We start from the raw sequence: 25689 nt of genomic DNA on the forward strand, positions 1-25689 counted from the left end.
CGTGAGTTTTAGAAGGTTGTTAAATCAGTAAGTTCAAAAATTTAAAGGAGAAAACAATATGGAGTTAATAAGATATCTATTGATTTTAGGACTTAGCTATATAGGTGTAACGCTATATTATTATATTAAAGACAAGCGTAAAAAATAGCATTTTTTATTGTTAAAATAATGTATTTTGATTTATAAAGGGTTGTTAAATTCATTAAAAGGTTTAACCTATAGATGGTTGGTATAAAGATTAAAAATGAGGTGTGCAATGGTATTAACTAATGCAGAAAAGCAGCGGCGCTACCGCGAAAGGCTTAAGGCCAAGGCTGCTAAAGGTGATATAAAAGCAGTAGAATTAATTAGGCAGGACAAAAAAGCACAATATTTCAGAAGTGCAAAAAGTTTTATTAAAAACCATGCGACTTTGGAACAGTTAACTGTTTTGCGTGAGATAATTTTGAATCGTGAAAAATATTTGAAAGAAAACAATAAATAGGGAAATAAATGGTAATGGTTCAATCAAATTCTGAAGCAAGTAAAAGATATAGAAGTAATTTGAAAATCCGTGCGGCTGCTGGTGATAAACAAGCAATAGAACAACTTGAAAAAAATAGAAAAAATCAACTTTTTAGAAATGCAAAAAGCTTCATTAAAAATCATGCAACTATAGCACAAGCACGGGAAATTAGGGAGTTAACGTTAGAGCGCGAAAGAGAGCTAAAAAATACAAAAGTAGACTATTAAGTGGTTACAAGGTAAAGAAAAAGCTTATAGAAAGAGTTGTTTTTTTAATCAGTAAGCGAAAAAAAGATTGCTAATAAAGATAAGGCAGAATTTGGATGGTGCTATTACTGCGATTTTTGGGGGTGAGAAAATAAAATGAATATAATTATTGTAGCGTTATTAGTTTCGATGATTGCTTATGTTTTTTCATCAGATGAACATCATAAGTAGCACTTGTTTGATTTAATAACGTGGATTTATAAGATTTATAAATTATCAAATAAGAATAAAGGTGAAAGTATGGAATTAGTAAGATACTTAATCAGTTTATTTATCGCTACAATTCTAGTAAATGGATATTTTTATATTAAAGACAAGCGCAAAAAATAGCGCTTTTTTATTTCCTTCTATTAACTTAAAAATGTAGTTTTAAATATAGTAGAATTTATAATAAAAATATAGAGGTGAACAAAAAATGACAGATTATAAGTTGAGCGAAGAAAAAAGAGAGTATTATAGAAGAAAACAAAGAGAATATAGAGAACGTCTTAAGAAAAAGGCAGAAACTGGAGATATGGCTGCAACTCGTCAAATCCAAAAAAGTAAAGAAAAGACAGGTTTTTATAAGGCGAAGAGTTATATTAAGACTAAGGCAACTGAAGAAGAGCTATCAATACTTCGGCAGGCAATTCTTGATCGAGAAGCGCTCTTAAAGAAGGAAAAATAAGTTCATCATGCCAAAATAATTTCACATCCGATAATGAATAGGAGTTAGAATATGAAAAAGTGGGAAGGGCCTTTTTATGTAATCTTATTTATTGTGGCTTACATATATATTCACATGAAAAACAAAAGAAAGAAGTAACAGGTAGCATATTATAGGCAAAATATTAGACTTAGTGGCGACTCCCTTAGGGTATCGTTATGTTTTCAAAAATCTAATTAGGAAAAATAGTATTTAAAATCATATTTCGATTTTTTGAAATATGATTTTTTAATACCCCAAAGCTTTAGATTTTGTAGTTAATTCTCTGAAAAAAGCATACAAATAACTTAATAATATCTATATATCTATAAAATAGTTAACGCCAATATACCTATAAAGCTATAGGAGGTACCAAAATTATATTTAACTCAAAAATCCTTGATATATCAGCAAAAAATTAAGCATCCTTACAAGAAATGTTCTTGTTTTTGCAAGTAATAATTTATATAATATGCTTGTGTGGAACCTATTTTCATAAAAATTATCACTGATAATTTTTATGCATATTAGCTACTACATATAAAGCGTATGTTGTTTCGCTTATCTCATACAATGAATGAAGTATGACGATTCTGAAACTATTGGGAGTATAGATTAAGGTTTCAGAATCTGGGGGAGTATTATGGCTACTAGTGAAGCGCAAAAACGCGCAAATCGTAAATGGCGCTCTAAGAATAAGGAGAAACAGCAACTCTATAATCATCGATCAACTGCTAAGCGCTTTGTTAAAAGATATGCTAACATTGATGACTTAATTGAGCTAGAAAATCTTATTCATGAGCGTCGACAAGAATTAGAAGAAAAGACTAGTTAAACTAGCCTTTTCTTTTTTTTGCACTTTTTTAGATAACAAAAACAAACAAAATGTTTATGAAAAGTAATTATAGCTATCAAATCATTGATATATAAGCAATAATAACCTGAGAATAAAAAGAATAGCAAATATGTGCTTGCAAAAATGAAAGCGCTTATATATAATTAAGGTGAATCAAGTGAACAAAAAGTAACATAAATAAACAACTTGATTCGTACGGAAAGGAGCTGCTAGACGATGACTTTATTTGCATCAGATGCGATTTTTATTAGTGATAAGACTTCTCAAAAAGAAGTCTTGCAAGAAGTCTATGACAAGCTATTAGCAAGTGGCTATGTTAAAGGTGATTTCTTAAAGAATGTGCTAGAACGTGAAGCAAATTATCCGACTGGAATTGATACTTCACCAATTTCAAGCGAGTTGCCAAACGTTGCAATTCCACATACTGAAGGCGAGTTTGTTAATACCCGCTTGATTGTGCCTGTTGCATTAGTTCATCCGATTAAGTTTCATAATATGATAGATCCTTCCCAAGAACTGGAGGTAAAATTCCTGTTCATGATTTTAAATAATGATCCTGAAGGGCAAGCTAATATTTTAGCTCAAATCATGGACTTCTTATCTTCAACTCCAGTTGCAACATTAAATAAGTTGTTTAATCTCACTGACCCACGAGCTATTTATGACTTCCTCAGTGAGAACTTTAAACAAAAGTTACAAACGGTGTAATTATTTTTAGGAGGTAGTTATTATGCCAAAAGAAGTTCGTTTGTTAGCTGCATGTGGTGCCGGTGTTAACTCATCTCACCAAATTAAAGATGCGGTCGAGGAAGAAATGAAAAAGCGTGGTCACAATGTTCACTGCGATGCCGTGATGATTAAGGATGTTAACGAAGACATGCTTAATAAGTATGATGCATATTTGACAATTGCCAAAACTGACTTAGCATTCACTCCTAAGATTCCTTTAATTGAAGCTGGACCAATTCTTTATCGGATTCCAGCAATGGCACAGCCAGTATATGACAATATTGAAAAGGTTGTTAAAGAAGTGGAATCAAAGTAGTCCTACCGAGTTAGGAGGTTAGGAAAATGAATGTTGTTATAGATTTTGCCAACAGCGTCTTTAAACCATTAATTGATATGGGAGCTCCAACCATTATGTTGGTTGTCTTAACCTTAATTGCCTTGGTCTTTAGAGTTAAGTTTTCAAAGGCTGTTGAAGGTGGTATGAAATTAGCCATTGCCTTAACGGCGATTGGTAATGTTATGAACATGTTAACCAGTGCCTTTCAAGTACCAATGAAGCAATTCGTACTCCACACTGGAATTCACATGGATGTTCAAGATATGGGCTGGGCACCATTAGCTACTATTACTTGGGGTTCTCCATATACCTTGTTCTTCTTATTAGTTTTAATTATTTTGAACGTTGTAATGTTAGTGATGAAGAAGACTAACACTTTGGACGTTGATATCTTCGATGTTTGGCACTTAGCTTTTGTCGGATTATTCGCTCAATTCTGTGGTGCTCCTCTTTGGTTAGCTACTTTGTTAGTTTTGTTCATTGGTACTTTGAAGATTATCAACTCAGACTTAATGAAGCCTACCTTTGATGATTTGCTTCAAACTTCTTCATCAAACCCTATGACTACTACTCACATGAACTACATGATGAACCCAATTATCATGGTCTTCAACAAGTTCTTTGATAAGTTCTTAAGTGGTCTTGATAAGTATGACTTTGACTCAGCTAAGTTAAATGAAAAGATTGGTTTCTGGGGCAGTAGATTTGCGATTGGTGTTTACCTTGGGGTCTTTGTTTCATTGCTAGCTGGTACTAACTTTGCTACTGAAGATGGTTGGAAAGATATGTTCACCCTATCATTTGTAGCTGGATCATGTATTGAATTGTTCTCAGTAATTGGTTCATGGTTTATCGCTTCAGTTGAACCATTATCACAAGGTATTTCAAACTTTGCTACTAGCAAGTTTAAGGGACGTACTTTCAATGTTGGACTTGACTGGCCATTCATTGCAGGTCGTTCAGAAATTTGGGCAGCAGCTAACATTTTAGCTCCTATTATGATGATTGAGGCTATGTTCTTACCAGGTAACAGAATTATGCCATTAGGTGGGATTATCGCCATGGGTGTAACTCCAGCTTTACTAGTTGTTACTCGCGGTAAGATTATCAGAATGATTATTATTGGTACGATTGAATTACCTTTATTCCTTTGGGCAGGTACTTTGGTTGCCCCATTCGTAACCAGTGTTGCTCACCAAGTTGGTGCTAACATTCCAGCACACACTTTAGTTTCTCACTCAACTATGGAAGGTCCTGTTGAAAAGTTCTTAGGTTACTTAGTTGGTAACGCTTGGAAGCAACAAGGCATGTTCATTCTCTATGCTGTCTTAGCATTAGCTGCATATCTTTTAATCTTTATGTGGTACGCAAAAGAAATGAAGAAGCGTAACGCTGAATATGCAAAACAAGCTGCAAATAATTAGTTGGAAATAGGTGAATTATGATGGCTAAAAAAATTATAGATAAAGAGCAAACTGAAAAGGCTGCAGCTGAAGAAAAGATTAGACGTAAACGGTTATTTAGATGGGCAGTTTTTGTAATTGTTATTAACGCTTTACAACTTATCTTTAGAATATGGCTAATCCAGGTTTTTGCCATGATTGGTACAGTCTATGCTTTATATCGGATGGTAGTTGTTGAAAATGTCAATAATCGCTTTTCAAGTAAATACTACGATTGGGCTGGCCAACCACTTAGTCGTCATAAGGCAAATAATCACTAAAGGAGATAAAAACTTAAAATGGTTACAATCAATCCAGAAATTGCAAAACATTTAGACAATTTATCAAATGAAAATGGGGTTATCTCAGCTCTAGCAATTGACCAACGTGGCTCACTTAAGCGGATGCTTGCCGAAGCTGCAAATAAGCCGGCTGATGAAACTACGATTGTTGATTTCAAAAAAGCAATTAGTTCAATTTTGACACCTTATGCTTCAGGGATTTTAACTGATCCTGAATATGGCTTGCCAGCAACTAAGTTGCGTGACTCAAATTGTGGCTTACTCTTAGCTTATGAAAAGACAGGTTATGATACTACTGAACCTGGTAGAATGCCAGACTTAATTGAAAACCAATCAGGCTTACGGCTCAAAGAAGAGGGCGCTGATGGAATTAAGTTTTTAGTTTACTATGACCCAGATGAAGATCAAAAAGTGCTTGAAAAAAAGCACGCCTTCGTAGAAAGAGTCGGTGCTGAAGCTAAGGCTAATGACTTACCTTTGTTCTTAGAAGTTTTAACTTATGATGCAAATATGAGTGACGTCAAGAGCAAGGAATATGCCAAGGTAAAGCCACACAAGGTAATTGAAACCATGCGTGAATTTTCAAAACCAAGATATAATGTTTCAGTTTTGAAAGTTGAAATGCCATTCAATATTAAATTTGTCGAAGGCTTTGGCGATGAAGTGGTTTACACCCAAGATGAAGCTAAGATGCTTTTGAAAGAACAATCTGAAGCAACTAACTTGCCATACATCTTCCTTTCAGCAGGTGTAACTAGTGATGAATTTATCGCTGAAATTGAAATGGCTAATGAAGTTGGTGCTAAGTATAACGGCGTTCTTTGTGGTCGAGCAACTTGGAAGCCAAGCATTGAGCCATTTGCGGCAGAAGGTGAAGCAGTCGGCAAGAAGTGGTTAGAAGAACATGGCCGTGAGAATATTGAAAGATTGAACCGAGCTTTAACTGGAGCTAAGTCTTGGAAAGACAAGTTAAAGGTTGAAGCAGTATTGAATTAAAGTTAATTTGCATATTGGTGGTTAGGTGTAATAAAATGTTTTAACAAACAAAAACTAACAATGAACGGAAGCTGAAGATAATGATTAAACGTGAACGCTTAGAAACAATTATTCAAATCTTGAAACATAAGCAACTAGCAACTGTTGGTGAACTTGCTAGAGATATGCGTGTTTCGAAGATGACGATTAGACGTGATTTAGATGAACTAAGCGCCGCAAATCAGATAATCCGGGTTCATGGTGGAGCTCGCTATGTTAATGATGCTTCTGCAATTGAAATTAATTATGAAGAAAAACGAGAAATTCATATTGCTGAGAAAAAAGAAGTAGCCAAAAAAGCTGGGGCACTGATTGAAGATGGTTCAACGGTTTATGTTGGACCAGGAACAACATTAGAATTTATGGTAACTAATTTAAAACAAAGTCATTTGCGTATTGTAACAAATTCATTGCCTGTTTTTAATGCAGCAAGAGCTAATGTTAATAATTATGATTTAATTCTCATTGGAGGAGTTTATCGACGTAAGAGTGGAGCTTTTATTGGTGCCATAGCTAATAAAGATATTAGAGCTTTAACTTATGATTGCTCTTTTGTTGGAGTTAATGGCTTAATCAATAGCAGTATGATGACTGCCAATATGGAAGAAGGCTTAACGCAGGCTGAAGCTATGAATCGATCAAAGAAACGGTTTGTTGTAACAGATAGATTTAAATTAAACAAGTCTGACTTTTATGATTTTTATAGTTTGCGTGATGTAGATCAATTGATTACAAATAAGGATATTTCACAAGCTGAAATTGATAAATATAGTCAATATACCAAGTTAAATATTTAGGAAGGATTATTCAAATGAAAGTTGTGATTGGTAGCGACGAGAAGGGCTTTGCTCTCAAAGAGTTAGTCAAGAAATATTTGCAAAATCATAATTATGAAGTCGTGGATGTTACCCCAACTCCTGCAGAGGATTTTGTTGAATCAAGTTTAAAGGTTACTAAAGAAGTACTTGAAAATGGCGTTAAGAAAGCCATTATGTTTGATGAATATGGTGTTGGTAGTGCAATGGCTTCCAATAAAGTCAAGGGTATGGTAACAGCGAATGTTAACGAAGAAAGAACTGCTCATATGACTGCAATGCATAATGGTGCCAAAGCAATTAGTTTAGGTAGTGGAATTGTTGGTGAGCAACTTGCTTATTCAATTGTGCAACACTATTTGGATACTGATTATGCCGGTGGTAGACACCAAATTCGCTTAGATATGCTTGAAAAGATGATTTAGGAAGGAAGCTTTGAAATGTTTGCAAATGATCGTCCACAACCAGAATTTGTAGATCCTAAGATTGATAAACATACTGTTATTGCTTTGGGTAATGACCATATCGTAACTGATGTTAAGATGAAGATTAGTGACCACTTAAAGGCAGAAGGTTATCAAGTAATTGATGAAGGTACTCACGACTTTACTCGGACTCATTATCCAATGTATGGTAAGCGCGTTGCTGAAGATGTAGCTGATGGCCGTGCTGATTTAGGTATTGTGTTATGTGGTACTGGGATTGGTATTTCAACTGCTGCCGATAAAAATGAAGGTGTTCGTGCTGCCATGGTTGGTGATGCAACTCAAGCAGAATATGCTAGAAGAGAATTAAATGCTAATATCTTAGGCTTTGGTGGTATTGTCTTAGGTCGTGATTTCATTTTTGACATCGTTGATTCCTTCTTAAATGCTAAGTATGAACCAAGTGAAGATAATAAGAAATTAATTGCTAAGATTGATCAAATTGCCCAACCAAATCCTGATCAAAAAGATAACCAACACTTCTTTGATTGTGAAAATGAGAAGTGGGCTCAAGGCGTATATCACGACTAAATTAATAAAAAAATGATTTTTTACTTGCACTTTATCTGAAATTTTGCTTTAATAAACTTAAATTAATAATAAGTAAATCTTAAAAGCAAAAAGACGAGTAAAAACAATCATTCTAGCAGTGAGTCGGCAATTAGTGGAAAGTCGATAGACCCTGATAGTTTTGAAAAACACTTTTTAATGCTGCAGGTCGAATCAAGTAGGCTGTGCCGTAATCCCCAACGTTATCTCGGGACAGATGTGATTGCATCTGAGTTTGAGTGGTCAGTAATGACAAGTTGGGTGGTACCGCGGAAAGAGCCTTTCGTCCCTTAGAAAAAAGGGATGGAGGGCTCTTTTTCTGTTCCAAATTTTTAAATTTAAGGAGTATTCTTATGAAGACAATTATTCCAGCAGGCTACTTACCTAAGCGCTCTATTCGGGAAACTGAAACTGCAATTCGTGACTTACGTGATATTTTTCAAGTTGAACTTGCAGAAAAATTAAATTTATTACGAGTTAGTGCACCTTTATTTGTTAAAAAAGATTCAGGATTTAATGATAACTTAAACGGGGTTGAACGCCCAGTTAGTTTTGAAACTAAACTTGAACCTGATACTGAAATTCAAATTGTTCATTCATTAGCAAAATGGAAAAGATTTGCTTTGAAACGATATGGTTTTAAAATGCATGAAGGTCTCTTTACCAACATGAATGCTATTCGCCGTGATGAAGATGTTGATAACTTGCATTCAATTTATGTTGATCAATGGGACTGGGAAAAAATTATTGCTAAGGATGAACGCAACGATGCTACTTTAGAAAAAGTAGTTAAGGAAGTTTATAGTGCAATTTTAGCAATGAGAGCAAAATTAGCAGAAAAATATGATAACTTATATGAATTCCCTGCTCAAGTACATTTTGTGACGAGTGAGGAATTAGAAAAGCGCTGGCCAGATTTAACTCCTAAAGAACGAGAAGACAAAATTTGTGAAGAATTTGGTGCAGTCTTTATTAAACACATTGGTGGAAAATTACCAATTACGAAAAAGCCACATGACTTACGTGCACCTGACTATGATGATTGGACTTTAAACGGTGATTTGCTTTTCTGGAACCCAGTTTTGAAGTGTGCTTTTGAAGTATCTTCAATGGGAATTAGGGTTGATGAAGTTGCCTTGAAGAAACAACTTGAACTTACAGGGACAACAGACCGAGTAAAATTACCTTTCCATGAAATGTTAATGAAAGGTGAATTGCCATATACAATTGGTGGTGGTATTGGTCAATCTAGATTATGCATGCTTTTACTTAAAAAAGCTCATATCGGTGAGGTTCAAGCAAGTCAATGGCCAGAAGAAGTAGAAAAAGCTTGTGCTGAAGGTGGTATTACCTTACTCTAAGTTACTTTTTTGCTATAATTAAGAAAAGATTATGGCAAGGAGTATCTTATGGATCAAAATGTAGATTATGATATCGGCTTAACCACTCCTGAAGTTGGTCAGCGAGTAAAAGATGGCCAAGTTAATATCACTAATGACAACCAGTTTAAGTCAAATTGGCAAATAATTGCTGAAAATACCTTTACCTATTTCAATTTAATTTTTGCAATTTTGGCAGCATTGCTTGTTTTGGTTAATTCTTATCGAGATTTATCTTTTTTACCGGTGATTGTTGCTAATACAATTATCGGGATTGTCCAAGAAATTAGGGCTAAACACGTCTTGAGTAAATTGACTGTAATGAATGAAACTAATGTCAGTGTCGTCCGTGATGGCCAGGTTCAAGATATTGCTATTCAAGATTTAGTTAAAGACGATGTTGTAATTTTGAAGGCAGGCGATCAAGTACCAGCAGATGCAAGAGTTTTATCTGGAGCTGCTCGAGTTAATGAAGCATTGTTAACAGGTGAAGCTGATGAAATTCAAAAATCAGCTGGTTCACAGCTCATGTCTGGTTCTTTTCTAGTTGCTGGTGAGGTATATGCGCAACTTGAAAAAGTCGGTGATGATTCTTACATTGCTAAGCTAACCCTTGAAGCTAAGGCGATGAAGAGTGTTGAACAAAGTGAAATGGTCCGTTCAATTAACCGAATTATCAAATGGGTTGGAATTATTATTATTCCATTAGGGTTGGCCTTGTTTGGTCAGAGCTATTTTTGGAATGGAAATGGTTTGACTGAAAGTGTTACTTCAATGGAAGCAGCAATTATTGGGATGATCCCCGAAGGGTTATATTTACTAACTACGATTGCTTTAGCAATGGCAGCTACTCGTTTAGCCAGAAAAGAAGTTATGCTTCATAATATGAAGAGCGTCGAAACACTAGCTCGAGTAAATGTTTTATGTGTTGATAAAACGGGGACTATTACTGAGCCAGAAATGTCAGCCCAAAAAGCTGTTGCATCACATGGAATTAGTAAAGAACAGTTATATCAAGATTTAGCTGATTTTTGTGGGAATATGCCAGCTGAAAATGAAACAATGAAGGCGATTAGTAAGAAGTTCAAAACCTCCCTTTATAAAAAAGCAGTTAATACTGTGCCTTTCACTTCAGTGACTAAATTTTCAGCAGTTAATTTTAATGACTATGCTTTAATTATCGGTGCTCCTGAAATGGTCTTAAGAACTCAATTCAAAGACTATACTTCAGAGTTTAAAGCATTTACGGAACAAGGTTATCGGGTGGTAGTTTTAGCGAAGTATCCTGATAACATTCAAACAGAAAGTCCTTTGACTGAGCCAGTAGAAGTTATTGGCTATGTATTAATTAATAATCCAATTAGAAAAGAAGCACCTGATACTTTTAAGTATTTTGCTAATCAAGGTGTTGAAATTAAGGTTATTAGTGGTGATAATCCAGTTACTGTCAGCAAGGTTGCCAGTGAGGCAAAGATCAAAAATGCTGATAAATATCTTGATTTATCAACATATAATGGTGATTTTCGTGAGATTGTCGATAAATATACTGTTTTTGGACGTGTTAAGCCAGAGCAGAAGAAGGAACTAGTCTTAGCTTTGAAAGCTCATGGTAAGACTGTGGCCATGACTGGGGATGGAGTTAACGATATTTTGGCAATGAAAGAAGCAGATTGTTCAATTGCCATGGCTTCTGGTAATGCGGCAGCGGTTCAGGCTTCACAAGTGGTATTACTTGATTCAAACTTTGCTAAAATGCCTGAAGTGGTTAATGAAGGTCGGCGGGTAGTTAATAATATTGAACGAAGTGCCAGTTTATTCTTAGTTAAAAATATTTTCTCTTTCTTAATGGCAATTATTTCGTTACTTTTAACAATTAACTATCCGATTAGACCATCGCAAATCACTTTGATTAGTGCCTTTACGATTGGGATTCCTTCATTTTTACTTGCATTGGAAAGTAACTATAACTTAATTAGAGGCAACTTTATTGCTAACGTCTTATCTAAGTCAATTCCTGGCGGATTAACTGATGTTTTAGCAGTCTGGATTGTGATTGGTGCTAACATGGTCTTAAACCTTGATAAGCAAGATTTAGCTACAACTGCAACCATGGTTTTAGTAGCAGTGGGGTTGATGGTATTACATCATATTTCAGCACCACTTAATAATTTCAGATTAGGTGTCATGGTCATTTCATTCTTGTGTATTTTGGCTTCAATTGCGCTTTTCCACAATTTCTTTAACTTAACAATGATTTCAGGAAGATCCCTCTTCTTGCTAATTGTCTTGTTCTTTGCAGAATTATCAATTTTTCGCTGGATGTCTGCAATTGCTGATGGAGTGGCCGAAGCTGGAGCGATTTTAGTGCAACATGGGCGTGATACTACATTTGGTCAAGTTAAAGCGGCTTATCGCAAGGGCAAAAAAGCAAGTAAATGGTAGATATTAAGAATCAAGCTCAGGCTTGATTCTTTTTTTATAAAGGGTATTGCAAACATCTGTTCTAATATGCTAAGATTATTTAGCAATATTTATTTTGGAGGAAAAGATATGTTACAAACACTTGCTAAATTTTCAGTTAGTCCTGAGTTCTATTTGCTATTTTTAACCGTTTTAGAATTTACTAGTAAGCCAGTAGAACTGGGGAAGAAGTTTTTCCCATTCGTTTTTGACTTGGCAATTTTGGTAGATTTTTTATGGCTTTTTGTTAAAAGTCCGTTAGTTAAAGATGTTGCCTTGGGCTTGTCATTATTGGTTTTTCTTTGGTGGTTTGTTAACACCTATAAGGCTCATAAAGCACTTACTTTAGTGCTTGGCTCAGTAGGAGTTATACTTTTAGCTTTAGATAACTTTATGCAAAGCGTTAAGACTTATCAAGGGATTAGCGGGACCATTGATCTTATTTGCGATGCCTTGGTAATCATTATGCTAATTTTAATCATTATGCTTGAAATGTACCGCAAATATTACTGGGACGAAGAACCTGATGTTAGAGTTGAAATTGAAGCGAATAAAGATGGTGAAGAATTAACTGCCGAAGAAGCTGAAGAGCTGAAAGATAGAGTAGCTAAGCAATTAAAGGATACGTTAACTAATGTTGAAGATGCAGATAGTACGGAAATCAATATTAAAGTTAATAATGTAGAGGTCTTTCATTATAATGACTAAAACAAAAGCGATATGTCTTGCTCGACATATCGCTTTTACTTAAGCACCTAAAATATGGAAATAACTTAAAACAATTCCTAAAACTAAAACTAATAAAATTACTTTGGTTGATGTCATTTTCTTACGGCCTAATAACCAGTAAACAAAGGCAACTAATAAGACTGGGATTAATGAAGGCATAATTTGATTTAAAACAGTTTGTAACTTTAGAGTTACTTTACCTGCTTTGAAAACAAATGGAACGTGAGCCTTGATAACGGTGGGGATTAAGGCACCAACAACGGTAACCCCAAGTAAGATAGCTGAATCAGTGATGGCATTTAACTTTCCTTGAGCAGAGTCAATTAACTTTTCACCTTGGTAGTAACCCATTGGCAAAATGGCAAAGCGGGCAAATAAGACGAAAATGTTAACCAAAAGCCAAATGATTGCACCTAAGGCATTACCCTTAAGTCCCATGTAAGCACCAATTGAACCGCAAATAGTAGGGATGATTACGCCAAAAATAGTATCACCTACGCCTGCCAATGGTCCCATCAAACCGGTCTTAATACCAGCAACTGTATCTTTTGCCTTGCTTCCTTGGTGAGCTTCAATTGCTAAATCCATCCCAATAATGAATGGACCAGTAAAGGCATTAGTATTGAAGAATTGTGAATGCATCTTCATCATATCGACTAATTCATCATTTTGATAGAAGCGTTTCAAAAATGGCAAGACAGTATATAAATATCCTGGAGCCATCATTCTTTCATAATTCCAAGATAATTGACTAGACCAGAGCCAACGCCAATTAGCTCTAAATAAATCTTTTTTACTTAATTGATTTTCGTTAGTCTTCATATTCGCCCTCCGCATTTTCATAACTAGTTTGCTGATTGCTTACCTTAACTTCACTGGCTCTGCGGTAGTGCAAGATTGCAAGTGCACCACCAAGTAGGGCGACACCAAGCATTGGTACCTTGAGGTAGGCAGCTGCTAAAAAACCAATAATTAAATATGAAATAAATTTTTTAGTTGGTAAATATCTAAGTAAAATCGCAATTCCGACAACCGGTAAAATGCCACCTGATACCTTTAAACCATCAGTTAGCCAACTAGGAACAATGCGCAAAATAGTTTTAACCACATCGTTACCAATAACTAACAAAATGAAAACAGGAATTGCACGTGAAAAGCCCCAACTTAAGAACCCTAAAATTCCATTCCGAGCAACACCTTGCGTGTCATTTTTAAGAATTGCTTGATCCATCTTGTGTTGAAAAATAGTGTTACAAAAACGTGCTAGAACATCAAGTTGCACCATTAATAAACCAACTGGAACAGCTAGTCCAATTGCAAATTGAATACCTTTACCAGTTAAAACAGCATAAACAGTCCCAACAATAGCTCCGGACATAAAGTCAGGCATACTGGCGCCACCATATGTTGAGACACCTAAAACCATTAATTGCAAAGTAGAACCAACAACTAAGCCTGTTTTGATGTCACCCATAATAATTCCGGAAATCATTCCAATTAAAAGGGGAGAGTTAATTGTATAAAGTGTTAATTGATCTAAAATTGCCCAAAAAGCAAGTAAAGTTAGTAAAATAATTTGCCACCAAGTTATCATATGTATCCTCCTATTTGTCTAGTAATGGCATAAAGTCTTCAGCAGTTTCAGCTGGTACCATTTGGTGATAGAGTTTAAGACCATGTTGATCTAAGAACTTAAAAGCAGCTATATCTTCAGCGGTAACTGCTACACTTTTAGCGACTTGACGTGATGAGTCTTTAGTTGACATATTACCAACATTAATTGCGGGCAAAGCAACGCCGTTTTCAACTAGTCTTTGTAAAACTAATGGATTTTTTACTAAAATTAAGACCGTTTGGCCATGGTAGTTATTAGCTTTAATTCTTTTAGCAGCACCCTTACTGGTTAAAATACTTAAATGAATACCATGAGGACACGCGGTTTTGAGAGCTGTTTTTTGAATGTTAGATTTAACTATATCATCATCAACAACCATCAAACGGGTTAATTTCAAGGCGTTGGTCCACATTGTGGCAACCTGACCGTGAATTAAACGTTCATCAATTCTGACAAAGAATTTGGCTGGATTGTTATTGTTTGTTTCTATTTTTTTATTACTACTTGGTGTAGAGGTATTTTTGTCTAGATTAGGCGTTGACCCGAGCGCTCCAGAACTTGCTTGAACTTGATTAAAAGCTTCGTCAACTGGTGTTCCAGTGGCAAGAGCTAAAACAAGGGCAAAGGATAAACCTGCATAAATTCTAATTTCTGGATGTTTTGCCTGAAAGCGAATGGCACAATTACCAGGAGTGCCGCCTTTAAAATCAACCAAGATTATTGGTGCACTATCAAAACTAGCATATGCGGTTTCAATTTCCGCTAAAAGATCGTCTTGGTTCATCGTCTGTTTGAATTCAACTGCCTTGACCTGCTTTAGTGGTCCCAAAATCATTTGGCAACTTTCTAAAGTAGCCTTGGCATAGTTACCATGACTAATTAATAATAGGTTTTGCATATTTTCATCTCCAAAATACATCTAGATTTGATTATATACTTTTGATTTTAAAAATAAACCAATTTTTTGAAAAGTGACATATAATTTGACTATATAGCAAAACTTAAAGATTATACCAATTTACAAAAACACCTATATATCAATAATGTAATCGCTTTAGTGAATTGTAAACTTTATGAGATAAATTAGGACATTTTTTCTGACACTGGTAAAATAAAAGATATAGTGTTTTTATAAAATTGAGAAAACAGAGTGAGGATATTATCAAATAATGGATGAGAATGAGCTGATTTATAGTGCAAATGATTTATATCAGGCTTTAACTGAAATTGGAATTCAGACTACAGACAGCATCTTGATTCAGGCTGATATTCAAGCATTTGGGATTATACCAGGCAAAGAGCAGTCAATCGTGACAGCTTTAAAAAAGGTTGTAGCTCAAGGAAATATTGTGTCACCCGCATTTTCTTTGCAATTGCAGGATCCAAGTGAACATTATGAAGCCGGTCTGGCTGATAAAATTAAAGCCCAGATGCCAGCGTATGATCCACAGTTAACTCCAGCTGGAGGGGCATCTGCCTTTAGTGAATATTTTAGAAGTCAGCCTAATACTAGTCGTGATAACCATCCCTTGTATTCGTTTGCCGCATGGGGAAAAGATAAAGAAAAAATTTGTACTGATCATAGTTATGACTTACCATTTGGTCAAACAGGAGTTTTAGGACGGCTATATGACTTAAATAGCAAAGTGGTTTTATTGGGTACCAATTTTGAAACTTGTGTTGCTATTCATTTTGCAGAGTCAGAAATTGGTCGTGAATTAGTGCAAGAGTCAGCACCAATTATGGTCGGGACAGAAAAACGCTGGATTAAGTTCAATAATGTAGAATTTGACAAATATGATGATTTTGAAGATTTAGGAACCCATTTTTTACAGGCATATCCAGTAAATATTGCCAACTTGCCAGCAGGACAAATTTTAGTCTTTAATTTACGTGATATTGTCAGTTTTGCCAGAGATTGGTTTGAACAAAAAGACCGTGCTCATCAACTAAATGCAGGGTGGAAGGGTCCAGTTGCTTAAATTAATAATCAGAAGTGCTTATCTTTTGACAAAGAAATCGCTTTCATATATTCTGAAAGTGGGAGTAAAGTAAAGGGGAGCACAGTATGAATTTGGTTTATGTTTCTGCTTTTGTTGTTTTTGTTATGTTATGTGCGATTGCTTTTGTTTTAAAAGCAAAACCTAAGCAATAAAAATAAGAGTCACCCAATAGGTGACTCTTATTTTTATATCTACTATCTTATTTTAAAACAGCTGATTTTGCTAATTCATCAAATTTTTTGAAGAAAGCGTCTTTATCTGCCTTTGTAACTAAAGTCATTGGATGACCATCTTCATCTTCAACCAATCGTCCGCTAGCTTTACCTTCAGTAATCACTACACTCTTGGTCTTACGACTTTCAACTAGTTCAGGGTAAAGGGCAGATAAAGTGGTTAAGACGTCCCAAAGGTAGTATTGATTTCCTGGTTGGGATGAAAGAATTAAGCTGTATCCTTGTCCAATTAAGTCAAATGCTGGATAGCGTCTCAAGCTGGCAAAGTGTTGACGCAATTCATCATTTAGTGGAATCTCCTCGGTACTTTCAAGACCAACCATTTGAATATCGAGGTCACTTTCCCAAACACGGGCTACAGCTTCAGGATCCCAAAAGGCATTCCATTCTTGGGTCGTATCATAGTAAGGCACGAAAACATTGCCGTGACCATCAAGGGAACCGCCCATCCAGTATAATTTGTCAATTTTCTCAGATAATTTAGGTTCATAATCAAGAGCTCGTGCTAAGTCAGTAATTGGACCAGTCATAATCAAAGTAGTTTTGTCATCTTGGGCCATAATTTTCTTAGCCATATCAATATGAGCTGGTACAGTTGCTTTTTTGGTTTTCATTGCTCCAAGCTCATTTAAAATTGGAAAGTTTGCAAAAGTAAAGGCACTTTCACGCCAAGCTTCAGGGAATTGATGGTGAGCTCTAGAGGTTGAATAAGCCACTTCTAAGTCATGATTATGTGTGTTAAAGCGGTCAATAATTCTCCGGCTAGCTTCACCACTTCCTTCAATTGCACCATCACCATCAATTACACCAACACCAATCAAGTTAATGTCTGGTGCTTGTAAAAGCAAAAGTAAGGATACTAAATCGTCAGTATTACCATCGTGGTTAAAATAAATATTCTTCATTTGTTAGACCTTTCTCATTAAAAAAGCTATCTCTACGGAATAATTATACCGAAAGATAGCTAAAAACTGAACAATTTTTAATAATTACTGTTTAAATGACTGTGTTTATATCCATATGTGAAGTAGAGAATTAATCCAATAATGAACCAAACAACAGCCATAATATAAACATCTAAATTAAGTTGGGTTAATAAGTATAAACAAATCAAACCAGAAATAATTGGTAAAACAGGATAACCTGGCATCTTGTAGCCATTATTTGGTAAATCTTTTCTTTTTCTAAGTAAAAGAACTCCAAATGAAGTCAAAGTGAAGGCTAATAAGGTACCGAAATTAACTAAACTAGTTAATTGATCAACAGAGAAAACACCAGCTCCAAGACTGATAATTATGGCTACAAACCAAAGGCTGATTTGTGGAATTTTATTTTTTCCTGATAATTTTGCTAGTGAGTTAGGTAATAGCCCATCTCTAGCCATTGCATATACCAATCGTGAACTAGCGTAAATCATTGTTAACATCATTGTGGCCATTCCAACTAGGGCACCTAATGATAAAAGTTGTGCTAGCCAATTTTGGTGCACAAATTCTAAAGCAAAGGCTACTGGATTGGCTACATCAAGCTTAGTATAATGAACCATTCCAGTTAAAACAATTGAAACCCCCATGTAGAAGACACTGGCAATTAAAAGGGTACCGATAATCCCTAATGGCATATTACGTTGTGGATTTTTAACTTCAGCAGCCGAACTAGAAACGCAGTCGAAACCTAAAAAGGCAAAGAAAACGGTTGTCGCTCCTTTAATGACACCGTTAAATTTATATGGAATAAATGGGTGATAATTTTCAGGTTTGATGAAATTTAATCCCATAATAATAAATGCCAAAATAATTGCAATTTTAAGCACAACGGCAAAGTTATTAACTTTAACTGAATCTTTCATTCCCCGTGAAAGAAGGAAGGTAATCAATAAGACAACCAAGATAGCAATAATATCAACATAAGTTCCTTTAGCAGGGTTGAATGAGCTAACTAGATATTTAGGCAAAGTGATGTTAAAAGGTGCTAAAAATGATTGGAAATAACTTGACCAGCCAGCAGCCACAGCAGCAACTGATAACATATATTCCAAAATTAGGGCCCAACCTAAAATCCACCCAACTAATTCACCATAGATAATATTTCCATATGAATAAGCACTACCAGCAACAGGTAAAGTAGAACTAAATTCAGCGTAGGCCATAGCAGAAAGTACACAGACTAAAGCTGCAATTAAGAAAGACAAAGTAACTGCAGGGCCAGCATAATTTGCAGCCACAGTTCCCGGTAAAATAAAAATACCAGTACCGATTACTGCACCAACACCCATAGAAATTAAGTCTTTAGCAGTTAGTGTCTTCTTAAACGAATTATCATTAGCCAAATATTTTTCGATACTTTCCTTTCTGAGTAAATCTAAACTCATATTTTTCACCTCAAAAAATATATTTGGACCATTATAGCATTTAATAACTTTTTAAGCTAGAGCTATAAAAGTTAATCTCTGCTTTTTAATTTTCTTTCTTAATTCTCTTTTTATACCAAAGAATCGCAAAATAAAGAAAAGCAATTATAATTACCCCTGCGCAAATCATAGCGTAGTCATCTACGATAGTCACCAAAAGGTGCCATTTTTTTCCTAGATAAGCACCACATGCAGTTAAAATTAAATTCCAAATTAGTGAACCTAAGAAGGTAAAAATACTGAATCGAAGGAAGTTAATTTTACTGATACCAGCAGGGATTGAAACTAAGCTTCGAATAATCGGTACGAAACGACCATAAAAGACAGCTCCTTGACCACGTTTTTGAAACCAAGTAATTGTTTTGCTAACATCGTCAGCTTTAAAACCTAAAAATCGAAATAGTCTTGTTTGTACTAATTTTTTTAAGCGATTTTCATCAAGTAAGTAGCCAATATAATATAGAACATATGCACCCAAAACACTTCCAATACTTGCTGCTAGAACCACTTGAAAAAGCGTTAGCTTTGAGTGCAGAGTTAAAAAGCCCGCAAAAGATAAAATTACTTCTGATGGAATGGGTGGAAAGATGTTTTCAAAGGCAATTAGGAACAAGATTGCCCAAAAGCCATATTGGTTAATGATACTTAGCATCCAATCTATCATAGTGCCTCCTAAATTATAATTAAATTATTTATTTTAATTATAAGAGAATTGATCAAGTCTTACCAATAATTTACTTTTTCATGCTAAGATAGTAAGCGGTAAAATGGATAGAAGTGGAAGTGATTATTTGGCTAATGAGTTAATTGAAAATAAGTTAAGGCTATTACCAGAAAAACCAGGCTGTTACTTGATGAAAAATATTAATGGAACTGTAATCTATGTTGGTAAGTCTAAAAACTTAAAAAATCGGGTTCGTTCTTATTTTAAAAGTAAGCAAGTAGGACGGCGGGCTGAATTAGTCAAAGAAATTGCAGATTTCGATATTATTACTGTTGGTTCAGATAAAGAATCATTTTTACTTGAAATCACTCTAATCAAAAAATATCAGCCTTATTACAATGTGCAACTAAAACAAGGTACAGGCTATCCATATATTGAAATTACCAATGAGAAAGATCCACAAACTAAATTAACCTCAATTGTGCGTAAAGATAAGGGCTACTATTTTGGCCCATATCCCAATGTTTATGCGGCACAGGCCACTTTGAAATTTATTCAAAAAGTATGGCCTTTAAGACGTTGCAATGGACATCAAGGACGCCCCTGCCTTTATTATCATATGGGGCAATGTTTAGGTGCCTGTTTTAAAGAGGTGCCACGAAGTGAATACCTATCCCAGATTGAAAAGATTAAGCGCTTTTTAAATGGTGATATTGCGATGGCTAAGGCGGAATTAACAGAAAAAATGCAAGCAGCTAGTCAAGCGCTTGAATTTGAACGAGCAGCAGAACTTCGTGATCAACTGCGTTATATAGAACAGACCGTCGAAAAACAAAGAATTATTTCAAACGATCATACGCAAAGAGATATTTTTAATTTTTATGTTGATAAATCTTGGATTAGTATCCAAATATTTTTCTTACGCCAAGCTAAGCTTTTGCGGCGGGAAACTAAGATGTTCCCTTTGACTGATATGGGGGACCCAATAAACGAATTCATATCTTTTATTGTGCAATTTTATAACCAAAAAAATCGCATTCTGCCTAAGGAAGTCTTAGTACCAGCAGGTGTTGATGCAGAAAGCTTGAGTGAAGTTTTAAAAACCAAGGTTAAAACGCCGTTACGCGGGACTAAGCGTGACTTATTAAAAATGGCAAAAGATAATGCCAAGTTGAAACTGGATGAAAAATTCCGTTTGCTTGAACTCGGTAATCGTAAGACTAAAGGAGCCCAAGCTGAAATCTTTAAAGCACTCGGTTTGCCGTATGGCTCAATTATTGAAAGCTTTGACCACTCTCACATTCAAGGGACGGATCCCGTATCTGCCTGTGTAGTCTTTAAAGATGGAGAAGCCTTTAAAACTGCTTACCGCAAATATAAATTAAAAGGTGAAGTAGAGCATCAAAATGGGGCTGATGAAGTTGGCAATACTCGTGAAGTAGTTCGTCGGCGTTATAGTCGTATGCTCAAAGAGCATAGCCGGTTACCTGATTTGATTTTAATGGATGGTGGACAAATTCAAGTTGACGCATGTTTAGATGTTTTGAGAAATGAATTAAATTGCGATATTCCCGTTGCTGGGATGGTTAAAGATAATCATCACCATACTAATCACTTGATTTTTGGTGATCCACCTAATGGTGAGCCGTTAAGATTAATTCCAATGGATCCAAAATCTGAAGGCTTTTATTTGATGACGCGAATTCAAGACGAAGTTCACCGCTTTGCAATTACCTTTCACCGCAAGACTCATGCTAAAAATTCTCTAGCAAGTAAACTTGATGGAATTAAGGGAATTGGTCCTAAGAGTCGCAATAAGCTCTTGAAAGAATTTGGTTCTTTAAAGAAGATTAAAGAAGCTTCAGTTGAACAATTACAAGCAGCTGGTTTGACTTTACCCCAAGCTCAGGCGGTAAAACTTACCTTATAATAAATATCTTGATTTTATAGATAAAAAGTTAGTTTTTGTATGATAAAATTAAACAGTTAATGAGATAGAAGGAGATAAATTATGCCAACTTTTGTTGACCAAACTAAAATTGAAGTCCAGGCTGGTAAGGGCGGAGACGGCATGGTTGCTTTTCGTCATGAAAAGTATGTGCCAAATGGTGGACCTGCTGGTGGTGATGGCGGCCGTGGCGGTAGTATCATCTTTGTTGCTGATGCCGGCTTGAGAACTTTAATGGATTTTAGATATCGTAGAAAGTTTAAAGCTCAATCTGGTGAAAATGGTCGAATTAAGTCTCAATATGGTAAAGCTGCTAAAGATTTATATTTAAAAGTTCCAGTTGGGACGGTTGTTTCAGACTTTTTTACTGGGGAAGTTTTAGGTGATATGACCGAAAAAGGCCAAGAATTAGTTGTTGCTAAAGGTGGCCGTGGCGGTCGCGGTAATATTCACTTTGCTAATAGTGTGAATACTGCTCCTGAAATTGCTGAAAATGGTGAACCTGGAGAATTTAGAACTTTGAAGCTGGAATTAAAGGTCTTAGCAGATGTCGGTTTAGTAGGTTTTCCATCAGTAGGTAAGTCGACTTTGCTTTCTGTTGTTACTAAGGCGAAGCCTAAGATTGCAGCTTATGAATTTACCACTTTAACACCCAACTTAGGGATGGTAGTTTTAAAAGATGGTCGTGACTTTTCAATGGCCGACTTACCAGGACTAATTGAAGGTGCTAGTCAGGGTGTTGGACTTGGAATTCAGTTCTTACGTCATGTTGAAAGAACTAAAGTAATCTTGCATTTAATTTCAATGGATCCCAATAATGGTCGTGATCCAGTTGAAGACTATAAGATTATCAAGCACGAACTTGCTAATTACACAGCTGACTTAACTAAGAAGAAAGAAATTATCGTTGCTTCTCAAATGGATATTCCTGGTAGTGACGAAAAATTAGCTAAATTAAAGGCAGGCCTTGCTGAATTAGGCATTGATGAGCCAATTTTTGAAATTTCTAGTGTAACTCATCAAGGGCTAGAACCATTGATGGTTAAGGCTTGTGACTTAGTAGCTGAAGTTGAAGCAAGTCAAGAAGTAGCTGAAGAAGCACAAACTGAAACTAAGAATTACGAATTTAAACCTGAAGAAGAGCCAATCTTTACAGTAGAACGCGTTGGTGAACATGAATTTGTTGTTAGTGGTCAAAAGATTGAAAGAATCGTTCAGATGATCAACTTAGATCACCATGATGGAATTATGTTATTAGCTAGAAAGCTTAAGAACCTTGGAGTGGATGATGCCTTAAGAGCTAAGGGGGCTGTTGATGGTGATGATGTAACCATCGGTAACTTCTCATTTGAATTTGTACAATAAAGGGTGTAGATTTTGCCATGAAAACGGGGAATCGTTTTATTAAGGGATATTCCGGATTAAGAGCTTTAGCGGTATTAGGGGTTATTTTGTATCACTTAGACCCTAATACATATATCGGTGGGTATTTGGGAGTTCCCATCTTTTTAGTCCTTTCCGGATATTTAGTAACTGACCATATTTTGGCAAGTTACGATGAATTGGGATTTTATGATAATCAACGTTTCTACCTAGGGAGACTTAAAAAGTTATACCCTCAGTTGATTACCGTTTTAGCTGGTAGCGGCGCCTATATGTTGCTATTTCAGCAAAATTTGTTAGCTAAGTTTAATCAAATTGTGATAGCTAACTTACTTAATTTTTATAACTTTTGGCAGATTAGTAATGGGCAAAGCTATTTTGAACGCTTCGCTGGAAATGAGTCGCCATTTACGCATTTGTGGACTATGTCAATTGAAGGCCAATTTTATATTGTCTGGCCGCTTTTGATGTACTTTTTAGTAAAATTATTTAGACGTAGAAAAGGAATTTTTTGGTTTTTCACTGTCTTGACTCTTTTGTCTGCATTAGAAATGGCACTTTTATATCAGCCAGGTGTTGATACAAGTCGCATTTATTATGGAACTGATACTCGCTTTTTCTCATTAGGAATTGGTGCAATGTTGGCTTGTTGCTGGCCAATTAAACATTTAAAGGTTGATATCAGTAAGCATGATGGGCATTTGCTTGATGCAGTGGGAGCTTTGGCTTTTTTGGGAATGATTTTCCTCTTCTTTACTAAGTGGATGGATCCACAGACGTCATTTCCATACCGTGGTGGGATGCTCTTTTTCTCCGTTTTTACAGCTATATTAGTTGCCATTATTGCTCATCCTGGCAGTCACTGGAATCAAATCTTCACTAATCGAGTTTTTGATTGGATTGGTAGTCGTAGTTACGGAATTTATCTGTACCAATTTCCAGTAATGATTTTCTTTGAAAATAAGTTTACTGACATGGCTAACCATGCTGCTTTATATCATTTGATTGAAGTAATTATTATTCTGCTAATTGCTGAATTGACTTATCGACTAGTTGAGCGGCCATTTGCCAAAATTAATCTCGAAAAGGTTTATGATTTTAAGGAAAAATTGATGAAAGAAAATAGCTTTGCTCTAAAGATTATTAGTGCAGTTATGACTTTGATTTTAATTTTAAGTGTGATTGCCTTTATTAAGTCTCCACAGATAAAGGCACCAGACCCTAACAAGTCACAATTGGCACAAACAATTAAGAAAAATCGTCAAAAGCAAGTGCGTGATAATAAAAAATTGGCAGCTGAATTTAAGAAAGGGAAAACTTCAGAATCAACTGCTAAGGCAGAAGCAGAAGCTAAAAAGGCAGCTAAGACTAAACCAGTAAACCGTGAATTTGAAAAATACGATATTAGTCAAGTTGACTTGCAATTAGCCCAAAAAGTGCGTGTAACTGCAGTTGGTGATTCAGTTATGGCAGGTGCAAGTGATGCCTTAAAGCAATTAATGCCACATGCCTTAATTGATGCTGCTGTTTCAAGACAAATGGTGCCAACAATAGGTATTTTTCAAAATTATACTAATCAGGGAGCTTTAGCTGATAATGTGTTAGTGGGGTTAGGAACTAATGGTCCATTTTCAATGGGCGATGTTGATCGATTAATGAGCATTATTGGCAAAAAGCGTCATGTCTTCTGGATTAGCGTTAAGGTACCACGTCCATGGCAAAATCAAGTTAATGATTTGTTGAAACAAGCTGCTGATAAATATTCAAATTTAACGATTATCAACTGGTATGATTATAGTAAGGACCATGATAGCTGGTTTTACAAGGATCAAACCCACCCAACTTTATCAGGAGCTAAGTATTATAGTGCATATGTAACCAAACAAATAGTTAAAAATAGTAAGTTTTAAGATAGGTGTGAAATATTAATGGAAATTCAATTTTTAGGTACAGGGGCTGGCCAGCCATCAAAGCAGCGCAATGTCTCAAGTTTGGCATTGAAGCTACTGGATGAATTAAATGAAGTCTGGCTATTTGATGTTGGAGAAGCTACACAACATCAAATATTAAAAACCAATATTCGCCCTCGAAAAATTACCAAAATTTTCATTTCACACAATCATGGGGATCATATTTTTGGTTTACCAGGTTTACTTTCAACCCGTTCTTTTCAAGGCGATGTTGGCCCATTAACAATTTATGGCCCAGCAGGTTTAGAACAATTTGTACGCACCAGTCTTAGAATTTCAAAAACTAAGATTAGTTATCCGATTCACTTTATTGAGTTAACAGAATCTGGTGTAGTTTTTGAAAATAAGGAATTTAAAGTAACTTGTGATAAACTTGATCACCGTGTTCCTTGCTTTGGCTACCGGGTAGAAGAAAAATCACGTCCTGGTGAGTTATTAATGGATAAGCTAGCTCCGTATCATTTACCTAATGGCCCAATTTTGGGTGAGCTTAAGGCTGGAAAAGTGGTAAAGTTAGAAGATGGAACGGAACTAAATGGAAAAGATTTTTTAGGACCGGAAAAGAAGGGACGAATCGTCACAATTATTTACGATACTCGTGCAACTGATGCAATTAGAAAATTAGCCCAAAATGCTGATGTTCTGATTCATGAAGCAACTTTTAATGGTAATGAAAGTAAGATGGCAAGAGCATATTATCATTCAACTGCCGATCAAGCTGCCAGAGTTGCAAAGGATTGTGGGGTAAAGACTTTATATCTAACTCATGTTTCTGCTCGTTATTTAGGAGCTAAAGCTTTTGAAATGCAAAAACAAGCTCGTAAAATTTTCCCAAATACTTTTTTAGTTAATGATTTTGATGATTTTGATATTCCGTTGAGAGGTTAAA

The 25689-nt window shown here is 35.5% G+C and carries 26 protein-coding genes and 1 other annotated feature; of the genes, 20 read left to right on the forward strand and 6 right to left on the reverse strand.

The features are described 5' to 3' along the window. Positions 1 to 256: 256 nt before the first annotated feature. The 15 genes from H628_RS0105250 (at position 257) to H628_RS0105320 (ending at position 12553) form a co-directional block, all read left to right on the forward strand. Complete coding sequence (locus H628_RS0105250) at positions 257 to 484, forward strand: hypothetical protein (protein WP_027825502.1); 228 nt, start codon at positions 257 to 259, stop codon at positions 482 to 484. An 8-nt stretch (positions 485 to 492) separates the two neighbouring features. Continuing rightward, the gene (locus H628_RS0105255) at positions 493 to 732 is read left to right on the forward strand and encodes a hypothetical protein (protein ID WP_027825503.1); all 240 of its coding nucleotides are present in this window, start codon (positions 493 to 495) and stop codon (positions 730 to 732) included. A 454-nt stretch (positions 733 to 1186) separates the two neighbouring features. Next, complete coding sequence (locus H628_RS0105260; protein ID WP_027825504.1) at positions 1187 to 1438, forward strand: hypothetical protein; 252 nt, start codon at positions 1187 to 1189, stop codon at positions 1436 to 1438. A 661-nt stretch (positions 1439 to 2099) separates the two neighbouring features. Next, positions 2100 to 2291, forward strand: coding sequence for a hypothetical protein (locus H628_RS0105265; RefSeq protein ID WP_027825505.1), 192 nt, complete (start codon positions 2100 to 2102; stop codon positions 2289 to 2291). A 237-nt stretch (positions 2292 to 2528) separates the two neighbouring features. Then, a complete protein-coding gene (locus tag H628_RS0105270; protein WP_027825506.1) occupies positions 2529 to 3020 on the forward strand; it encodes a PTS sugar transporter subunit IIA in 492 nt (163 codons plus the stop codon). A 22-nt stretch (positions 3021 to 3042) separates the two neighbouring features. Further along, positions 3043 to 3357 carry a PTS sugar transporter subunit IIB gene (locus H628_RS0105275; protein WP_027825507.1) on the forward strand — a complete coding sequence of 105 codons (315 nt, stop codon included), beginning with the start codon at positions 3043 to 3045 and terminating at the stop codon, positions 3355 to 3357. A 26-nt stretch (positions 3358 to 3383) separates the two neighbouring features. Continuing rightward, entirely contained in the window at positions 3384 to 4802 is a 1419-nt protein-coding gene (locus H628_RS0105280) for a PTS transporter subunit IIC (protein WP_027825508.1), read from the forward strand. A 20-nt stretch (positions 4803 to 4822) separates the two neighbouring features. Next, the gene (locus tag H628_RS0105285; RefSeq protein ID WP_034538334.1) at positions 4823 to 5101 is read left to right on the forward strand and encodes a hypothetical protein; all 279 of its coding nucleotides are present in this window, start codon (positions 4823 to 4825) and stop codon (positions 5099 to 5101) included. Positions 5102 to 5119: 18 nt separating this feature from the next. Continuing rightward, positions 5120 to 6118: a tagatose 1,6-diphosphate aldolase gene (locus tag H628_RS0105290; protein ID WP_027825510.1), complete on the forward strand. Its 999-nt coding sequence runs from the start codon at positions 5120 to 5122 to the stop codon at positions 6116 to 6118. Between the two features lie 80 nt (positions 6119 to 6198). Continuing rightward, positions 6199 to 6954, forward strand: coding sequence for a DeoR/GlpR family DNA-binding transcription regulator (locus H628_RS0105295; protein WP_027825511.1), 756 nt, complete (start codon positions 6199 to 6201; stop codon positions 6952 to 6954). 14 nt (positions 6955 to 6968) lie between these two features. Beyond that, complete coding sequence (gene lacA / locus H628_RS0105300; RefSeq protein ID WP_027825512.1) at positions 6969 to 7397, forward strand: galactose-6-phosphate isomerase subunit LacA; 429 nt, start codon at positions 6969 to 6971, stop codon at positions 7395 to 7397. Positions 7398 to 7412: 15 nt separating this feature from the next. Next, complete coding sequence (gene lacB, locus H628_RS0105305) at positions 7413 to 7988, forward strand: galactose-6-phosphate isomerase subunit LacB (RefSeq protein ID WP_051237972.1); 576 nt, start codon at positions 7413 to 7415, stop codon at positions 7986 to 7988. Positions 7989 to 8067: 79 nt separating this feature from the next. Continuing rightward, positions 8068 to 8300 (forward strand) — a binding site (T-box leader). Between the two features lie 59 nt (positions 8301 to 8359). After that, positions 8360 to 9367, forward strand: coding sequence for an aspartate--ammonia ligase (asnA, locus tag H628_RS0105310; protein WP_027825514.1), 1008 nt, complete (start codon positions 8360 to 8362; stop codon positions 9365 to 9367). A gap of 48 nt (positions 9368 to 9415) precedes the next feature. Further along, positions 9416 to 11827 carry a cation-translocating P-type ATPase gene (locus H628_RS0105315; protein ID WP_027825515.1) on the forward strand — a complete coding sequence of 804 codons (2412 nt, stop codon included), beginning with the start codon at positions 9416 to 9418 and terminating at the stop codon, positions 11825 to 11827. Positions 11828 to 11935: 108 nt separating this feature from the next. Next, positions 11936 to 12553, forward strand: coding sequence for a hypothetical protein (locus tag H628_RS0105320; RefSeq protein ID WP_027825516.1), 618 nt, complete (start codon positions 11936 to 11938; stop codon positions 12551 to 12553). A 39-nt stretch (positions 12554 to 12592) separates the two neighbouring features. Here H628_RS0105320 and H628_RS0105325 read toward each other — a convergent pair whose 3' ends face one another. The 3 genes from H628_RS0105325 to H628_RS07565 are packed head-to-tail and all read right to left on the reverse strand — an operon-like array spanning position 12593 to position 15087. Further along, a complete protein-coding gene (locus H628_RS0105325) occupies positions 12593 to 13411 on the reverse strand; it encodes a PTS system mannose/fructose/sorbose family transporter subunit IID (protein WP_027825517.1) in 819 nt (272 codons plus the stop codon). Next, positions 13386 to 14168, reverse strand: coding sequence for a PTS mannose/fructose/sorbose/N-acetylgalactosamine transporter subunit IIC (locus tag H628_RS0105330; RefSeq protein WP_027825518.1), 783 nt, complete (start codon positions 14166 to 14168; stop codon positions 13386 to 13388). Before H628_RS0105330 ends, H628_RS0105325 begins: the two co-directional genes overlap by 26 nt. Before the next feature lie 10 nt (positions 14169 to 14178). Next, positions 14179 to 15087 carry a PTS sugar transporter subunit IIAB gene (locus H628_RS07565; protein WP_027825519.1) on the reverse strand — a complete coding sequence of 303 codons (909 nt, stop codon included), beginning with the start codon at positions 15085 to 15087 and terminating at the stop codon, positions 14179 to 14181. A 271-nt stretch (positions 15088 to 15358) separates the two neighbouring features. Here H628_RS07565 and H628_RS0105340 point away from each other — a divergent pair, with 271 nt between their 5' ends. After that, positions 15359 to 16171, forward strand: coding sequence for an AAC(3) family N-acetyltransferase (locus tag H628_RS0105340; protein ID WP_236692241.1), 813 nt, complete (start codon positions 15359 to 15361; stop codon positions 16169 to 16171). 220 nt (positions 16172 to 16391) lie between these two features. Here H628_RS0105340 and H628_RS0105350 read toward each other — a convergent pair whose 3' ends face one another. From H628_RS0105350 to H628_RS0105360, 3 genes are all read right to left on the reverse strand, one after another. Then, entirely contained in the window at positions 16392 to 17330 is a 939-nt protein-coding gene (locus tag H628_RS0105350) for a nucleoside hydrolase (protein WP_027825521.1), read from the reverse strand. Positions 17331 to 17407: 77 nt separating this feature from the next. Continuing rightward, positions 17408 to 18796 carry an APC family permease gene (locus tag H628_RS0105355; RefSeq protein WP_027825522.1) on the reverse strand — a complete coding sequence of 463 codons (1389 nt, stop codon included), beginning with the start codon at positions 18794 to 18796 and terminating at the stop codon, positions 17408 to 17410. Positions 18797 to 18881: 85 nt separating this feature from the next. After that, positions 18882 to 19499, reverse strand: a complete 618-nt coding sequence (locus H628_RS0105360; protein ID WP_027825523.1) for a DedA family protein — start codon at positions 19497 to 19499, stop codon at positions 18882 to 18884. Positions 19500 to 19626: 127 nt separating this feature from the next. Between H628_RS0105360 and uvrC the strand changes: the two genes are divergently transcribed. The 4 genes from uvrC to rnz all read left to right on the forward strand — a co-directional run bounded on the left by uvrC (position 19627) and on the right by rnz (position 25688). After that, positions 19627 to 21429: an excinuclease ABC subunit UvrC gene (gene uvrC / locus H628_RS0105365; RefSeq protein WP_027825524.1), complete on the forward strand. Its 1803-nt coding sequence runs from the start codon at positions 19627 to 19629 to the stop codon at positions 21427 to 21429. A gap of 81 nt (positions 21430 to 21510) precedes the next feature. Further along, entirely contained in the window at positions 21511 to 22812 is a 1302-nt protein-coding gene (obgE, locus tag H628_RS0105370; protein WP_027825525.1) for a GTPase ObgE, read from the forward strand. A gap of 17 nt (positions 22813 to 22829) precedes the next feature. Beyond that, the gene (locus H628_RS0105375; RefSeq protein WP_027825526.1) at positions 22830 to 24740 is read left to right on the forward strand and encodes an acyltransferase family protein; all 1911 of its coding nucleotides are present in this window, start codon (positions 22830 to 22832) and stop codon (positions 24738 to 24740) included. Between the two features lie 18 nt (positions 24741 to 24758). Then, the gene (rnz, locus tag H628_RS0105380; RefSeq protein ID WP_027825527.1) at positions 24759 to 25688 is read left to right on the forward strand and encodes a ribonuclease Z; all 930 of its coding nucleotides are present in this window, start codon (positions 24759 to 24761) and stop codon (positions 25686 to 25688) included. The last annotated feature ends 1 nt before the right edge of the window (position 25689 follow it).

Origin of the sequence: Lactobacillus psittaci DSM 15354, from assembly GCF_000425905.1 — a bacterium.
Classification (GTDB): Bacteria; Bacillota; Bacilli; order Lactobacillales; family Lactobacillaceae; genus Lactobacillus; species Lactobacillus psittaci.

Coding starts and splice junctions, on each gene's coding strand:
- H628_RS0105290 (WP_027825510.1), top strand. CDS start 5,120: ATGGTTACAATCAATCCAGAAATTGCAAAACATTTAGACAATTTATCA.
- lacA (WP_027825512.1), top strand. CDS start 6,969: ATGAAAGTTGTGATTGGTAGCGACGAGAAGGGCTTTGCTCTCAAAGAG.
- rnz (WP_027825527.1), top strand. CDS start 24,759: ATGGAAATTCAATTTTTAGGTACAGGGGCTGGCCAGCCATCAAAGCAG.
- H628_RS0105355 (WP_027825522.1), bottom strand. CDS start 18,796: ATGAGTTTAGATTTACTCAGAAAGGAAAGTATCGAAAAATATTTGGCT.
- H628_RS0105315 (WP_027825515.1), top strand. CDS start 9,416: ATGGATCAAAATGTAGATTATGATATCGGCTTAACCACTCCTGAAGTT.
- H628_RS0105260 (WP_027825504.1), top strand. CDS start 1,187: ATGACAGATTATAAGTTGAGCGAAGAAAAAAGAGAGTATTATAGAAGA.
- H628_RS0105330 (WP_027825518.1), bottom strand. CDS start 14,168: ATGATAACTTGGTGGCAAATTATTTTACTAACTTTACTTGCTTTTTGG.
- lacB (WP_051237972.1), top strand. CDS start 7,413: ATGTTTGCAAATGATCGTCCACAACCAGAATTTGTAGATCCTAAGATT.
- H628_RS0105250 (WP_027825502.1), top strand. CDS start 257: ATGGTATTAACTAATGCAGAAAAGCAGCGGCGCTACCGCGAAAGGCTT.
- obgE (WP_027825525.1), top strand. CDS start 21,511: ATGCCAACTTTTGTTGACCAAACTAAAATTGAAGTCCAGGCTGGTAAG.
- H628_RS0105320 (WP_027825516.1), top strand. CDS start 11,936: ATGTTACAAACACTTGCTAAATTTTCAGTTAGTCCTGAGTTCTATTTG.
- H628_RS0105340 (WP_236692241.1), top strand. CDS start 15,359: ATGGATGAGAATGAGCTGATTTATAGTGCAAATGATTTATATCAGGCT.
- asnA (WP_027825514.1), top strand. CDS start 8,360: ATGAAGACAATTATTCCAGCAGGCTACTTACCTAAGCGCTCTATTCGG.
- H628_RS0105360 (WP_027825523.1), bottom strand. CDS start 19,499: ATGATAGATTGGATGCTAAGTATCATTAACCAATATGGCTTTTGGGCA.
- H628_RS0105325 (WP_027825517.1), bottom strand. CDS start 13,411: ATGCGGAGGGCGAATATGAAGACTAACGAAAATCAATTAAGTAAAAAA.
- H628_RS0105295 (WP_027825511.1), top strand. CDS start 6,199: ATGATTAAACGTGAACGCTTAGAAACAATTATTCAAATCTTGAAACAT.
- H628_RS07565 (WP_027825519.1), bottom strand. CDS start 15,087: ATGCAAAACCTATTATTAATTAGTCATGGTAACTATGCCAAGGCTACT.
- H628_RS0105275 (WP_027825507.1), top strand. CDS start 3,043: ATGCCAAAAGAAGTTCGTTTGTTAGCTGCATGTGGTGCCGGTGTTAAC.
- H628_RS0105375 (WP_027825526.1), top strand. CDS start 22,830: ATGAAAACGGGGAATCGTTTTATTAAGGGATATTCCGGATTAAGAGCT.
- H628_RS0105350 (WP_027825521.1), bottom strand. CDS start 17,330: ATGAAGAATATTTATTTTAACCACGATGGTAATACTGACGATTTAGTA.
- H628_RS0105285 (WP_034538334.1), top strand. CDS start 4,823: ATGGCTAAAAAAATTATAGATAAAGAGCAAACTGAAAAGGCTGCAGCT.
- H628_RS0105270 (WP_027825506.1), top strand. CDS start 2,529: ATGACTTTATTTGCATCAGATGCGATTTTTATTAGTGATAAGACTTCT.
- H628_RS0105255 (WP_027825503.1), top strand. CDS start 493: ATGGTAATGGTTCAATCAAATTCTGAAGCAAGTAAAAGATATAGAAGT.
- H628_RS0105280 (WP_027825508.1), top strand. CDS start 3,384: ATGAATGTTGTTATAGATTTTGCCAACAGCGTCTTTAAACCATTAATT.
- H628_RS0105265 (WP_027825505.1), top strand. CDS start 2,100: ATGGCTACTAGTGAAGCGCAAAAACGCGCAAATCGTAAATGGCGCTCT.